The organism is Rhizobium sp. Root708, from assembly GCF_001429725.1.
Taxonomy (GTDB): domain Bacteria; phylum Pseudomonadota; class Alphaproteobacteria; order Rhizobiales; family Rhizobiaceae; genus Rhizobium.
This window is the reverse complement of the sequence record NZ_LMHV01000001.1, coordinates 49,362-63,913: the sequence shown is the minus strand read 5'-3', so window position 1 is coordinate 63,913 and position 14,552 is coordinate 49,362. Positions and strand designations below refer to the sequence as shown.

Sequence of the window (14,552 nt, the reverse complement as noted above, 5' to 3'; positions counted from 1 at the left end):
CCCTTTCGGCCGTCGCACGGCAGTTCGCTTTTCAGGCTTCCTGATGGGGGGGCGGGGGCGTTGCGGATTGAAGCGATGCCGCGTGCGCTTCCAGAATTGCGGCCGTAATGACGCGCCGGAGTTCATAAACCAGCGACCGCGATCGCTTGCGATCGAGATCCTGGGCCGCCTTCGCGAGGCTCAGGCCTTCGTTGAGAACGATATGGTGGGCTCTCGTGAGCGCCCAGCTTTCGATGTCAGTATCTATCATGCGCTATCTCCGCCAAATCATTCAGCATCAAGGACAGTCGCGAATCATTTACGCCGCATACTTCGGATCAAAGAAGAATCACAATTGGATTCCGTTGAAAATAGCCCCTGTCGAGGTTTTTATATTATGGAACGGCTATTTATTCCGTCGCAAAGCTTTGTAACGTCCCTTCGCACGTGCACACCGACTGAAGAGGACTGCGATTGCTGCTTCGAGGCCTCAGCATGCCTGTTCTTCGCCATTGCCCGACGCATCATGCTTGGGTTCATTTCGGCCGCTTCGGCATGGGTGTCTTTTACCGGCGCTTGGCACCTTGCCACCCCCCCACAAACTCGCTAAGAGACGCGGCAACTTGGGCCCTGGGGCGCAAGGCTTTAGAAGGGTTCCAGAAACTCCCAATTTCCTGGCTCTTCAGCCATGCGGCTCCATCTAGGGCTCGTGATGCCGGGTCTGGCTTTGGTCTCTCTCGGCACTAGGTCGTGGTAGAGGCATATGGCACGCATCGTAATGAAATTCGGCGGAACGTCCGTCGCTGATCTGGACCGCATCAAGAACGTTGCCCGCCATGTGAAACGTGAAGTCGACGCTGGCCACGAGGTTGCTGTCGTCGTTTCGGCGATGTCGGGCAAGACCAACGAGCTGGTCGGCTGGGTGCAGAACATGCCGAAGGTCGTCGGCGCGAACTCCCCGTTTTACGATGCGCGCGAATATGATGCCGTCGTCGCTTCGGGCGAGCAGGTCACGGCCGGTCTTTTGGCAATCGCGCTGCAGGCGATGGATATCAATGCCCGCTCGTGGCAGGGCTGGCAGATCTCCATCCGGACGGACAACGCGCATGGCGCGGCCCGCATCCAGGAAATCGACGGCGCCGACATCGTCAAGCGTATGGGCGAAGGCCAGGTTGCCGTCATCGCCGGCTTCCAGGGCATCGGCCCCGACAATCGCATCGCGACGCTCGGCCGCGGCGGTTCCGATACCTCGGCCGTTGCCGTTGCTGCGGCGGTCAAGGCTGATCGCTGCGACATCTATACCGACGTCGACGGCGTCTACACGACGGACCCGCGCATCGTGCCGCAGGCGCGCCGCCTGAAGAAGATCGCCTTCGAGGAAATGCTCGAAATGGCTTCGCTCGGCGCCAAGGTTCTGCAGGTTCGCTCCGTCGAGCTTGCCATGGTGCACAAGGTCCGTACCTTCGTGCGCTCCTCTTTCGAAGATCCCGATGCTCCGGGCATGGGTGACTTCTTGAATCCGCCCGGAACGCTGATTTGTGACGAGGATGAAATCGTGGAACAGGAAGTAGTCACCGGCATCGCCTATGCCAAGGATGAGGCTCAGATCTCGCTTCGCCGTCTTGCTGACCGGCCGGGCGTTTCCGCGGCGATCTTCGGACCGCTGGCCGAAAGCCACATCAATGTCGACATGATCGTCCAGAACATCTCCGAAGATGGCTCGAAGACCGACATGACCTTCACGGTTCCGTCGGGCGATGTCGACAAGGCGATCAAGGTTCTCGGCGATAACAAGGAAAAGATCGGCTACGACGTCGTTCAGAACGAATCGGGCCTGGTAAAGGTGTCGGTCATCGGCATCGGCATGCGCAGCCACGCGGGCGTTGCGGCAACTGCGTTCAAGGCGCTGGCCGACAAGGGGATCAACATCAAGGCGATCACCACCTCGGAAATCAAGATTTCTATCCTGATTGACGGTCCTTATGCGGAACTCGCTGTCAGGACTTTGCATTCCTGCTACGGTCTGGATAAGAACTGATTCTAAGCAGGCCCGCCGCGCGTTCAAGTTGTGAAGTCACGCGGCGATCGTCTGTGTGACTTTGACCTTTGTTTTGGAGCTTGAGACGCAATGAGAGACCTTTCCGGCGGTCCGCGCGTGCTGCTCAAGCGGCTGCGCGAGTTGATGGCGGAGCCGCTGGAGCCGCAGGAGCGTCTCGACCGGATCGTTCGGCAGATCGCGGGCAACATGGTGGCGGAGGTCTGTTCCGTCTACGTGCTGCGTGCTGACGGCGTTCTCGAGCTCTATGCAACCGAGGGTCTGAACAAGGAAGCGGTCCACCTTTCCCAGCTCAAGATGGGCCAGGGTCTGGTCGGTACGATCGCCGCATCGGCGCAGCCGCTCAATCTTTCCGACGCGCAATCGCATCCGGCCTTCCGCTACCTTCCGGAAACCGGCGAAGAAATCTATCACTCGTTCCTCGGCGTGCCGATCCTGCGCACCGGACGTTCGCTCGGCGTCCTCGTCGTGCAGAACAAGGCAAGCCGCACCTACCGCGAAGAAGAGCTCGAAGCGCTCGAAACGACGGCGATGGTGCTTGCAGAGATGATCGCTACCGGCGAGCTGAAGAAGATCACCAAGCCGGGCCTCGAACTCGACCTGACGCGTTCGGTGACCATCGACGGGGACACCTACAACGAAGGCATCGGCCTCGGTTACGTCGTCCTGCACGAGCCGCGTATTGTCGTCACCAACCTCCTGAACGAGGATTCCGAGAAGGAAATCCGCCGTCTCGGCGAATCGCTCGGATCGCTTCGCATTTCGATCGACGACCTTCTGTCGCAGCGCGACGTCTCGATGGAAGGAGAGCACCGCGAGGTTCTGGAAACCTATCGGATGTTTGCCCACGATCAGGGCTGGGTGCGCAAGCTCGAGGAAGCGATCCGCAACGGTTTGACAGCGGAGGCCGCTGTCGAGAAGGTGCAGAGCGACACCAAGGCCCGCATGATCCGCATGACCGATCCCTATCTGCGGGAACGGATGCACGATTTCGAGGATCTGGCGAACCGCCTCTTGCGGCAATTGACCGGTTATACCGGCCGCACCGCAGGCGACGGTTTCCCAAGCGACGCCATCATCCTGGCGCGTGCGATGGGCGCGGCCGAGCTGTTGGACTATCCTCGTGCCAATGTGCGAGGGCTCGTTCTGGAAGAAGGCGCGGTGACGAGCCATGTGGTGATTGTCGCGCGTGCGATGGGCATTCCCGTGATCGGCCAGGCGGCCGGCGTCGTGGCGCTTGCCGAAAATGGCGACGCCGTCATCATCGATGGCGACGGCGGGCATGTGCATCTGCGTCCGCTGCCGGAGCACCAGCGTTCCTACGAGGAAAAGGTCCGGTTCCGCGCGCGCAGGCAGGAGCAGTTCCGGGCCTTGCGCTCGGTCGAGCCGCGTACCAAGGACGGTCAGCGCATTTCGCTGATGATGAATGCCGGCCTGTTGGTGGATCTGCCGCAACTGGCGGATTCGGGTGCGGAAGGTATCGGCCTTTTCCGCACCGAGCTGCAGTTCATGATTGCCTCCACCATGCCGAAGGCGGAAGAGCAGGAGCTGTTCTATCGCAATGTACTGAAGCAGGCGGCCGGACGCGTCGTGACCTTCCGTACGCTCGATATCGGCGGCGACAAGGTCGTTCCCTACTTCCGCGGCCATGAGGAAGAGAACCCGGCCCTCGGCTGGCGGGCAATCCGCCTGTCGCTCGATCGCCCGGGTCTGTTGCGCACGCAGTTGCGCGCCATGCTGAAGGCGGCCGCCGGGCTTGAGTTGAAACTCATGGTGCCGATGGTGACCGAGGTTTCCGAGATAGCGGCCGTGCGCGAGCTTTTGCAGAAGGAAGTGCAGCATCTCTCGCGCTTCGGCCATGGCCTGCCGCGCAAGCTGCAGTTCGGCGCGATGCTTGAGGTGCCGGCGCTGCTCTGGCAGCTCGACGAGCTGATGTCGGCCGTTGATTTCGTTTCGGTCGGGTCGAACGACCTGTTCCAGTTTTCGATGGCGGTCGATCGCGGCAATGCGCGTGTGTCCGATCGCTTCGATCCGCTCGGAAAGCCGTTCCTCAGGATCCTGCGTGACATCGTCCGTGCAGGCGAGCGTAACAATACCCAGGTCACGCTGTGCGGCGAGCTTGCCGGCAAGCCGATCTCGGCGATGGCGCTGTTCGGTATCGGTTTCCGTGCGGTGTCGATGTCGCCGGCGTCTATCGGTCCTGTTAAGGCGATGCTGCTCGGTCTCGATGCATCGGCTCTTGCGAATGTGATGAACGAGCTGCTGGATGATACGAAGTCCACGGCTTCGATGCGCGAAGTGCTTGCCAGCTTCGCCGACGCTCACAATATTCCTCTATAGTTCAAGACAAGCAGAATTGGAGTGAGGGTGGCGAAGCTTCCCGTTGAAAAGATGCGCGAGCTGGAACGCCGTTTCGGCGAGATCGAGGCGCGCATGTCGGCCGGCCCTGCGGCCGACGTCTACGTCAAGCTTGCCTCCGAATATTCCGAGCTGCAGCCCGTCGTGATGAAGATCCGCGCCTATGAGAAGGCGCTTTCGGAGCTTGCCGATCTCGAGGCGCTGCTTGAGGACAAGTCCGTCGACCGCGAGATGCGCGACATGGCCGAGATGGAGCTTCCCGAGGTCAAGGAGCGGATCGAGGCGCTGGAGCAGGAAATCCAGGTCCTGCTGCTGCCCAAGGACGCGGCCGACGAGAAGAGCGCCATCCTCGAAATCCGCGCCGGCACCGGCGGCTCGGAGGCGGCGTTGTTTGCTGGTGACCTGTTTCGCATGTACGAGCGCTATGCGGCGGCGCACGGCTGGAAGGTCGAGGTTCTTTCTTCCAGCGAGGGTGAAGCCGGCGGCTTTAAGGAAATCATCGCGACGATCACCGGCAAGGGCGTGTTCGCCAAGCTGAAGTTCGAATCCGGCGTGCACCGCGTGCAGCGCGTGCCGGAGACCGAAGCGGGCGGGCGTATCCATACGTCGGCGGCGACCGTGGCCGTGCTGCCCGAGGCCGAGGAGATCGACATCGAGATCCGGGCGGAAGATATCCGCATCGACACGATGCGCTCGTCGGGCGCCGGCGGCCAGCACGTCAACACGACCGACTCGGCTGTTCGTATCACCCATTTGCCGACGGGTATCGTCGTCACCAGCTCGGAAAAATCGCAGCACCAGAACCGCGCCAAGGCGATGCAGGTCCTGCGGTCGCGTCTCTACGACGCAGAGCGCCAGCGCGCCGATAGCGAGCGCTCCGCCGACCGCAAGAGCCAGGTCGGCTCCGGCGACCGCTCCGAGCGCATCCGCACCTATAATTTCCCGCAGGGCCGCGTGACCGACCACCGTATCAACCTGACGCTCTACAAGCTGGACCGGATGATGGTGGGCGAAATCGACGAGATCGTCGATGCGCTGATGGCCGACTACCAGGCGAGCCAGCTGGCGCAGCTCGGCGAGCAGCAATGAGTGATCGAGGGAAACAGGCCATGCGTACGGTTTCCCAGATTCTCGCCGAGGTACGCCGCCGCTTCGCCGAAGGCGGGATCGAAGAGGCCGCAACGGATGCACGCGTTCTGACAGCCGGGCTGCTTGGGCTCTCTTCCACCGAGCTGATTATCCGTGGCGGCGAGGCGGCAGACGAGGAGAGGGCACGATTGGTCGATGCCGCGATTGTCCGTCGTCTCGCCCATGAGCCGGTCCATCGCATTCTCGGAGAGCGCGAGTTCTACGGCTTGTCGCTGTCTCTCTCGCCCGAGACGCTCGAGCCCCGTCCTGATACCGAAATTCTCGTCGATACGGTCGCTCCCTATCTGCGTCGTCTTGCAACCGACGGAGAGCGTATCCATATCCTGGACATGGGCACCGGAACGGGCGCGATATGTCTCGCACTGTTGAACGAGTGCCCGGAAGCATCAGGCATCGGGAGCGATATATCCGTGGATGCCTTGAGGACGGCTCAGGCGAATGCCGAGCGGAACGGACTGCAAGGTCGGTTCCAGGCGGTCAGATCGAACTGGTTCGAGAATATTGCTGGTCCCTTTCACGCGATTGTCTCAAATCCGCCCTACATTGCTTCTAGTGTTATTCATAATCTCGCTCCCGAAGTGACGAAATTTGATCCGGTTGCTGCATTGGATGGCGGCGCGGATGGGCTTGACGCCTACACGGCCATCGCGAAGGATGCGGCCAGGTTCCTGCAGTCAAACGGTATTGTCGGTCTCGAAATTGGTTACGACCAGCGTGCCAGCGTGACGGCACTTTTCGAGCATGAAGGCTTCACGCTGCTGGAATCCGTCAAGGATTATGGTCTTAACGATCGCGTTCTGGTGTTCGCACTTGCTCGCTGAGCAGCAAACCGCGGAATTGGGTAGGTCATTAATTCTACTGCGAAGAAAAGGCTTGGATTTCCAAGGGAAGCAAGATAGGTTGCCCCCACGCGTTGGACAGGTAGTAACGGCGTCGATTCGTTCGATACTAGCTCGGCCTTGGGGGTCCACTCTTTTAAACGAGAGTTTTGAAGGTTGAACACGACCCAATGCGTGAATCAGTCAAACTGACTTGAGAACAAGCGGCAGGTCGGCGCGAAGGCGCAGTATGCCAGCGGCACGAGAGCCTGAGGCGGATTTTCCTCCATGGCGGTTGGTGCCATCACTCCACACAAACAGAGAATTCAGGTGATCGATCTATGAGGCCAGGACAGCAGAACAAGCGCGGTCGCGGGCGTGGCAATAATAACAACGGCGGCGGCGGCGGTGGCGGAAGCAACAACAACAACAATTTCAACCGCAAAGGTGGAAATCCGCTGACGCGGACGTACGACAGCTCTGGCCCCGATGTTAAGATCAGAGGCACCGCTCAGCATATCGCTGAGAAGTATGCGCAGCTCGGCCGCGACGCGCAGAGCTCGGGCGACCGGGTTATTGCGGAAAACTACCTGCAGCACGCTGAGCACTATTACCGCATCATTGCCGCCGCACAGGCGCAGATGCAGGAACGCTTCCAGCGTGACGAACGCAACGAATTCGGCGAAGGGATCGAAGGCGACGACGTCGACGGCAACGATGGCGATAACGATGATGTCGTCGTTGTTCAGCCGCCGCGCCAGCAGCAGGCTCCTCAGCAGCAGCGCCGCTCCGACGAGCAGCAGCAGCGTCGTTCGGAAGATCAGCCGCGTCGTAACGATGATCGTCCGCAGCGTCAGCGCCGCCAGGAAGAGCAGCCGGCCCCGGTTGCCGCCGAAGAGGCGCCGCAGCCCGAGGTGATCGACGGAACCGGTCCGCAGCCGGAGATCGAAGGCATTCCAGCTGAGGTTTCCATGGACGAAGAGAGCGCTGCAGCGCAGCCGCGCGAACGTCAGCCGCGCCGCCGTAGCGCCACCCCTCGCCCGCGCCGCCCGCGTCGCGGTGCCGATGGCGAAGCTTCCGGCGATGCCGCCGAAGGTGAAGCGCCTGCTCTGGCGGATGCTGCTTCGGAATAACGATTTCGCTCCATTGGAGTGACAGGGGAGGCCGCTTCGTCGAAGCGGCCTTTTTCTTTGCGCAGAAGACAACGGCGTTGCGTGTGGGCGACGCCCAACCCAAACGGGGGCGGTGTCGCACTTTGAGGTGGCTTCGGCAGCCTCAGCATTGTCGATGCCGACTAGCAAGGTCGGTTTCCGTGCCCGTCTGGAAGCGATGCGTTCGAGGCTGGTTCCGATACCGCCTTGGCGAGTGGCCGTGTAGCCGTTCGCCGCCCAGAGGTTGGTTTTCTGCTATCAGTCGTTTGACTACAGGAAATCAACCACAACTTTTAAGACATAACGCATATTAAATTAGATATTTCTTTTATACCAATCGTTAACCTTCCCCGGCTTAATCATTGGTTGTGACGTCGTGCTATGATGCGATCTGAAGTACGCGCCGCGACCATTGAGCTTTTGCCAACATCCAGGCTCAAAGGCCTCGCTCAACATTGCCCAGAGCCACCCGGAGTGGCTTGGGTTCGGAGGGGATTGCAATGCTCAGCCTATCTTCTGATTCCAAGTATATCCTCAATGCCATTTCGAAATCCCAAGCCATCATTGAGTTCGACCTGAAGGGCAACGTCCTTCGCGCCAACGAGAATTTCTGCGCGGCGGTCGGCTACAGTCTTTCCGAGATCGTCGGGAAGCATCACAGCATTTTCTGCGATCCCGCCCACGCCGCCACACACGAGTATCGCGAATTCTGGGCTCGGCTCGGACGCGGTGAATACGATGCAGGCGCCTATAAGCGCCTGGCAAAAGGCGGACGCGAAATCTGGATACAGGCCTCCTACAACCCCGTCTTCAAGCACGGCAAGCCTTACAAGGTCGTGAAGTTTGCCGCCGATATCACTGACGTAAAGATGAAGGCGGTGGAAGACGCCGGCAAGCTCGATGCGCTCTCACGGTCGCAGGCTGTCATCGAATTCAACCCCAAGGGCGAAATCCTGACCGCGAACGAGAATTTCTGCGGCGCGCTCGGCTACTCGCTCTTCGAGATCGCCGGCAAGCATCACAGCATGTTTTGCGATCCGGCCTATACTCGCACCGAGGAATACGCGAATTTCTGGCGGCGTCTTACGCAGGGAGAGTTCATCGCCAATGAATTCGTGCGCTACGGCAAGGGCGGCAAGGAGATCTGGATCCAGGCTGCCTACAACCCCATTACCGACGCGAACGGCAAGGTCTACAAGGTCATCAAGTTCGCCACCGACGTCACTCAGCGCATGAGCGCGATCAGTCAACTCGGCGGCGCGCTGCGAGCGCTGTCGGAAGGCGACCTCACGAAAACCGTCAATGCTGCCTTCGTCCCGTCGATGGAACAGCTGCGGCACGATTTCAACGCAACGATCGCCAGGCTGTCAGAGACCTTGAAGACCGTGGGCGAGAATGCCCAGGCAATCGCTGCTGGATCCCGCGAGATCGGTGCCGCGGCGGATTCCTTCTCCAAGCGCACCGAGCAGCAGGCGGCTTCGATCGAAGAGACGGCCGCGGCCCTCGAGGAGATCACAACGACGGTCAACGACTCCAGCCAACGTGCCGACGAGGCGGGCAAGCTGGTAGCAAAAACGAAGCAGGGTGCAGAACAATCGGGCCAGGTGGTGCGCAATGCCGTTTCCGCCATGGGGCAGATCGAGCAATCGTCGCGCGAGATCACCAACATCATCGGCGTAATCGACGACATCGCCTTCCAAACCAATCTTCTGGCGCTCAATGCCGGGGTCGAGGCGGCGCGAGCCGGTGAAGCCGGCAAGGGTTTCGCCGTGGTGGCGCAGGAGGTGCGCGAACTGGCGCAGCGTTCGGCAAGTGCGGCAAAGGAGATCAAGGCGCTGATCACCACCTCGAGTGAGCTGGTGAAGAACGGCGTGGATCTCGTCGGGCAGACCGGAAGAGCGCTCGAAACGATCGTGACGCAGGTCGGAGAGATCAACTCCAACGTGGTCGCCATAGTCGAGGGGTCAAAGGAACAGGCGACCGGGCTCAAGGAGATCAATCACGCCGTCAACTCCATGGACCAGGCAACGCAGCAGAATGCCGCGATGGTGGAGGAGAGCACCGCCGCAAGCCACAAGCTCTCGGCGGAAGCGGACGCGCTCCGCACGCTGTTGGCGCAGTTCCGTCTTGATGAAGCCTACAGCCTCCGGACGCCCTCGCGGGCCGCCAGTTCGCCGGCCTTGCATCTCGTCGCCCGTGTGGCCAAGGCGCATGGTGCCGCGCTTCCCGTAGCGGACAGCTGGGAAGAGTTCTGATCGCAAGCGGCAGCATGGCCGACTGCCGGCCATGCTGCAATCCAAGGACGTGCGGCGCCTTCCACGTTCTCTGTGCAATGCGCAATATCCTTGATTGCATTAGAATGTATTGATGTTAATGGTGACGAATGCGCCAGTTGGTTTGAGTGCTGGAGCGCAATCTCATCGTCACCGGATCGATGCTTCTTGTAAGTGAATTTTCTTATATTTATCAGATAAGTATAAACTGGTACCCTCGCGGATTTGCGGTTCTCTTTCGACAATCTTAATCTCGGCTTTCACGATCTGTTAGTCGTAGCAGTATCTGAATGAAACCTATACGAGAAGTTCTGTTGAAATTTTAGCATTGTCGAATATTCTTCCTCTTATCGAAAGAGACGTATCGCATCCACTTTTGGTTGCCGCGGATCGACCGACTAAGGAAAGCGCGCTTCCTCTTTGTTTTAACCGCCTGAGCATGGTGCTTCGGCGAGAGACGATCTGGAGGTTTGGAATGTCTTACTACGCAAAGTCGCTGGTGCTGATTGCTGCAAGCTGTGCCGTCCTGATGTTGCCATCGGTGGCCGGCGCCCTGGATATCGGCGGCAGTAATGGTGTCAGTGTCAGCGGTCGCAGTGGTGGCTTGAGCGTGTCGGTCGGTGGTGCCAGCGGCGTGAATGCCAGCGTCGGCAGCGGTTCCAGCGGCGGCCTTGGCGTCAACGCGTCGGTCGGTGGTGCAAGCGGTGTCAGCAGCCGCACGTCTGTTGGGGGTAGCGGCGGCAGTCTCGGTGTCGGGACCAGCGCGAGTGTCGGCGGATCAAGCGGCGTGAACGCCAATGTCAACGCAACGGTCGGCGGGTCTCGGCTTGCGAGTGCATCGGCCGATGTTGGTCTCGGCGGCAATTCGTTGCTCAATCTCGGCCTCGGCATCCCCTCGACGAACGATCCCGGCAATCCGGGTTCCGGTACCGGAGGCTCCGGTAGCGGCGGCCTTGGCAACGGCAGCCGCTTCGTCTCGATGTACAACGACATGTCGTCGGCAGAAAAGGCGAGGATGAAGGTCCGCTGCAAGGACGTGCTGCGATCCGGCGGCTTCGAAGCCGGCCTTGTGAAGCTCTGCAAGATGGTCGTCGCGATGCGCTAGGCCGTTGCGCGCTCTGTGCTTGCGGCCTTGCGACGGAACATCTCCTGAGCCGCCAGCACAGCGCCGCCGGTCACCAGAATGCAGGCCAGCGCAATGCGCCAGCTTGGCTCGGCAAAGCCGAAGACGGTCAGGATCAAGGTTGAAAGAAGTGGTGCGGCATAGCCTGCCGCACCCAAAATCTGAATATCGCCGTTCTTGACGCCATGATCCCAGGCGTAGAAGGCCATCCCGACGGGGAAGAGCCCTAAACCGACGACGGCAACCCACTGCGAGGCGGTATCGGGCCATACGGTTGTTTCCAGTAGCAGATGGCAGACGAGAGACAGGGCCGAGGTCGCGAGGCAGAAGCCGGTGACGACATCCGTCGAGACAGCATCGAAACGGCGCGTCAGCAGCGAATAGCCGGACCAGGTGAAGGCGCACAGAAAGGCGGCGCCGTAGCCGACGGCATAGGCGCCGTCGAAGTTGATGCCGTTGCGGCTGACGATCAGGAAGGTGCCGCAGAGACCGGCGACCGCTCCCGCGAGATGATACCAGCGCAGACGTTCACCCGGCAGCAACGCCGAGCCGACGACGATCAGCAACGGCCAGAGATAAGCGATCAGCCCGGCTTCGACGGCAGGTGCGTTTCGAAGCGCGGTGAAATAAAGGAAATGGTAGCCGAACAGGCCGGCTATACCTATCAGCCAGACCTTGGCGGGCTGCTTCAGCAGCGCGATCCGCGACGGGTTGAGGATCAGAACGGCGATGCCGGGAATGCTGCCGATGGCAAAGCAGATCGCCGACAGCTGAAACGGAGGCATCGTGCCTGATGCAGCCGTGAACAGCGCCAGAAACGACCACATGAGGATGGCCGTAAAGCCGATTAGCGTGGCCCGAAGCTTCACCTGTCCCCCTTTGCGGAGACACGCTCCGTCAACTTGCGCCGTATTTGACCGCGGTGATCGTCACCGGTCCATATTGCGTAGGAATACGGACGTAGACTGGAGCATATACATTTGCGGCATCGGCCTTGGCAAACCAGATTTCCATTCGGCTGCTCTTGCTCAGATAGTCGATGTCGCTGCGGCCCTTCTTGTAGCCCGAACGCGGGACAAACCGAACGCTGCAGACGGTTGCCTTGCCGCTGAAGCCCTCGGTGGAGAAGTCGTCGCTTCCCTTCGGTGAGAGCACGAGGTCCATGCGCATCTCGCCGTCGTAGATCGGCAGTTTTTGGGCGCAGACATTGGTGCCGGCAGGGAAGATCAGGCCGGAGATCGGGTCGAGCACAGCGCGCATGTCGCTTGGTGACACGTCCACCCAGTTCTTCGGCTGGCGGCGAGGAGGCCGAACGGTCGTCGAGGTGATGTTGCCGTTGCTGTAGCGCACCTCGTAGGTGCGGGCGCGCTTGCCGCTCTTATAATAGAGATAGTAGCGGGACGCCTGCAGCCGGTCGCCGCGCAGCACGCCGTCAACGCTTGTCTTGGCCGAGATGTTGGTGACGAGGTCGGCAAGGCCGGCGGAGCTGATGTCGCCGGACACCCGATAGCTCTTGTCGTCCTCGATCCTCGTCAGGAAGGCTGCCCGCGCAATCGTCAGGATGCCGAGCGAAACCTTGTATTCGGTTCGGTGCACGATCTCGCTGGCACTGGCGGGAATGGCCAACAAGGCAGCTGCCGCGGAAATGAGAATGCGTCTGCTCAGATGAGCCATGAGGTGAACCTTGTTCAGGCGGCTGGTAAAGCCGCTCATTCCGGTCTATACGCCGGTCACGTGACGAAGCAAACACGAGCTTTTTGACAGAATTGCGGGAAATGCCAAGGTTTGGCTTGACGCGCACAGCCTGTCTGACTATAGAACCGCAACTTTCCAATCATGGCCCGATGGATTGCTAGCCCGATTATGCGTGGGCGTGCAGCTGATGGCCGAGAAAACAAGAATAGGTGTTCCATGTCCCGCATGTGCGAATTGACCGGCAAGGCAGTCCTCGTTGGCAACAATGTCAGCCATGCCAACAACAAGACCAAGCGCCGGTTCCTCCCGAACCTGTGCCAGGTTACGCTGATCTCCGACGCGCTCGGCCAGCGTTACCGTCTTCGCGTTTCGGCTGCTGCTCTTCGTTCCGTCGAGCATCGTGGCGGTCTCGATGCCTTCCTGATCAAGGCAAGCGAAAATGACCTGTCGATGCGCGCTCGTCTGCTGCGCCGCCAGATCGTCAAGAAGACTGCCGAAGCAGCGGTTGCTGCGTAAGCTCCTGCTTCTTTTTCATACGGCTTCGAAAGGCTTGCACGGATGATATCCGGACAAGCCTTTTGCTTTGCCGGTCTATCTCTCTAACTGGTGGCATACCCCAGGATAAAAAAATGCTGACGACACGCTCTACGCTTATCTATGTCACCCTGATGACGCTCGTCGTCGTCGCTTCGAACTTCCTCGTGCAGTTCCCTCTGAACGCCGAGTTCGCCGGCATCAACCTAGCCGACATCCTGACCTGGGGTGCCTTCACCTATCCGGTCGCCTTCCTTGTCACCGACCTGACCAACCGCCAGTTCGGCCCACGAGCTGCCCGCGAGGTCGTGTTCGCCGGCTTTGTCGTCGGCGTGACGCTGTCGTTCTACACGTCGGTTCCGCGTATCGCGATTGCCTCCGGCTCGGCCTATCTGGCTGGCCAGCTGCTCGACATTTCGGTCTTCAACCGCCTGCGCCGTCAGGCGTGGTGGCGTGCGCCGCTCGTCGGTTCGCTCGTTGGATCGTTGCTCGACACGGCAATCTTCTTTTCCTTCGCTTTCGCGGCCTTCTTCGTCTTCTTTGGCGCGAACGACCCCTTCGCGCTTGAATCCGCGCCCATCCTCGGCGTCTTCGCGGCACAGGCGCCGCGTTGGATTTCCTGGGCAATCGGCGATTTCACCGTGAAGGTGATCGTTGGCCTCGTGATGTTGCTGCCCTACGGCGCATTGATGAACGTGCTTCGCCCAATGCAGGCAGCGCGCGCCAACTAAGCCTCGAAATTTCTAAGCAATACCGACACGGCGGAGCGCCTAGCTCCGCCGTTTTGCGTTTTCCACCCTGGAACGTGACTTCTCGCCGACATGTTGCTGCCACGCTGCGGTGTAAAAGTTTTTGGACTACGCGTAGCAATGGTTGCTGATGACGGTTTTATGACAAATATTGTCTCAATAGCGTCATGTGAAGGGATGGGCCGTGAACGAGAAACGGAAGAAAGTCTACGAAGCGCTTCTGGATGGCGCGACTGAGGGGCTTTCCGGGAATGCACTCTTTGACTTCGTGCTCGAACGCTGCCCGAAGGCCACCAGCAAGAAGATCGTCCGTGCCTCGTTGCTGGCCCTGACGGATCCCGATGTGACGGATCGGAATATCCTCCACACCATCTATGCGCTTGCAATAAGCCACAGGATGGATGAAGTCGGCGTCACCAGCGATCCCGATGATGACGAGAACCCGGCGGAAAAGAGCCCAGTCCTGCGGAAGCTCCGGAAAAAACGCGCGACCGTGCCAGAGTTGTCCGAGGCCGGTCAGGTCTGACGTGGGCGGCTTAGGGCGGTGCGGTGGCAGCCTTTATGTTGCTCATGCACAACACGTTATGCGAAGCGGCGCAGTGAGCCCCGTCGCCGCAATGTTGTCACGGAACTGTTAGGTCTCGCTCATAGATCGATTTCCTAATCG

Annotated in this window: 13 protein-coding genes; 10 read left to right on the top strand and 3 right to left on the bottom strand. The window is 60.1% G+C overall.

All coding sequences use genetic code 11. The annotated features are described in order from the left end of the window. Positions 1-31: 31 nt before the first annotated feature. Positions 32-250, bottom strand: a complete 219-nt coding sequence (locus ASE04_RS00285; protein WP_056810142.1) for a hypothetical protein — start codon at positions 248-250, stop codon at positions 32-34. 492 nt (positions 251-742) lie between these two features. On the opposite strand from ASE04_RS00285, the gene ASE04_RS00280 reads away from it, so the two are divergent. From ASE04_RS00280 to ASE04_RS00250, 7 genes are all read left to right on the top strand, one after another. Then, positions 743-2,017, top strand: a complete 1,275-nt coding sequence (locus ASE04_RS00280) for an aspartate kinase (protein ID WP_056810138.1) — start codon at positions 743-745, stop codon at positions 2,015-2,017. Positions 2,018-2,107: 90 nt separating this feature from the next. Then, entirely contained in the window at positions 2,108-4,375 is a 2,268-nt protein-coding gene (gene ptsP, locus ASE04_RS00275; RefSeq protein ID WP_056810135.1) for a phosphoenolpyruvate--protein phosphotransferase, read from the top strand. Positions 4,376-4,402: 27 nt separating this feature from the next. After that, positions 4,403-5,482 (top strand): peptide chain release factor 1, encoded by a 1,080-nt coding sequence (prfA, locus tag ASE04_RS00270; protein ID WP_056810132.1) that lies wholly within the window; start codon positions 4,403-4,405, stop codon positions 5,480-5,482. Continuing rightward, on the top strand, positions 5,479-6,363 hold the full coding sequence (gene prmC / locus ASE04_RS00265) for a peptide chain release factor N(5)-glutamine methyltransferase (RefSeq protein WP_056810129.1): 885 nt from the start codon (positions 5,479-5,481) through the stop codon (positions 6,361-6,363). The genes prfA and prmC overlap by 4 nt, the downstream gene beginning before the upstream one ends. Before the next feature lie 338 nt (positions 6,364-6,701). Further along, positions 6,702-7,493, top strand: a complete 792-nt coding sequence (locus tag ASE04_RS00260; RefSeq protein ID WP_056810127.1) for a DUF4167 domain-containing protein — start codon at positions 6,702-6,704, stop codon at positions 7,491-7,493. Between the two features lie 518 nt (positions 7,494-8,011). Further along, complete coding sequence (locus ASE04_RS00255) at positions 8,012-9,766, top strand: methyl-accepting chemotaxis protein (protein WP_056810124.1); 1,755 nt, start codon at positions 8,012-8,014, stop codon at positions 9,764-9,766. Positions 9,767-10,259: 493 nt separating this feature from the next. Then, complete coding sequence (locus tag ASE04_RS00250) at positions 10,260-10,889, top strand: hypothetical protein (protein ID WP_056810121.1); 630 nt, start codon at positions 10,260-10,262, stop codon at positions 10,887-10,889. On the opposite strand, the gene yddG is transcribed toward ASE04_RS00250, so the two are convergent. After that, positions 10,886-11,776 carry an aromatic amino acid exporter YddG gene (gene yddG / locus ASE04_RS00245; protein ID WP_056810118.1) on the bottom strand — a complete coding sequence of 297 codons (891 nt, stop codon included), beginning with the start codon at positions 11,774-11,776 and terminating at the stop codon, positions 10,886-10,888. The genes ASE04_RS00250 and yddG overlap by 4 nt on opposite strands. 28 nt (positions 11,777-11,804) lie before the next feature. Beyond that, the gene (locus ASE04_RS00240; protein WP_056811244.1) at positions 11,805-12,581 is read right to left on the bottom strand and encodes a DUF3108 domain-containing protein; all 777 of its coding nucleotides are present in this window, start codon (positions 12,579-12,581) and stop codon (positions 11,805-11,807) included. Positions 12,582-12,818: 237 nt separating this feature from the next. Between ASE04_RS00240 and rpmB the strand changes: the two genes are divergently transcribed. The 3 genes from rpmB (at position 12,819) to ASE04_RS00225 (ending at position 14,411) form a co-directional block, all read left to right on the top strand. Next, positions 12,819-13,118, top strand: coding sequence for a 50S ribosomal protein L28 (gene rpmB / locus ASE04_RS00235; RefSeq protein ID WP_037182170.1), 300 nt, complete (start codon positions 12,819-12,821; stop codon positions 13,116-13,118). A gap of 113 nt (positions 13,119-13,231) precedes the next feature. Beyond that, positions 13,232-13,867: a queuosine precursor transporter gene (locus tag ASE04_RS00230; RefSeq protein WP_056810114.1), complete on the top strand. Its 636-nt coding sequence runs from the start codon at positions 13,232-13,234 to the stop codon at positions 13,865-13,867. A gap of 202 nt (positions 13,868-14,069) precedes the next feature. Continuing rightward, a complete protein-coding gene (locus ASE04_RS00225) occupies positions 14,070-14,411 on the top strand; it encodes a hypothetical protein (protein ID WP_056810112.1) in 342 nt (113 codons plus the stop codon). Positions 14,412-14,552: the final 141 nt, after the last annotated feature.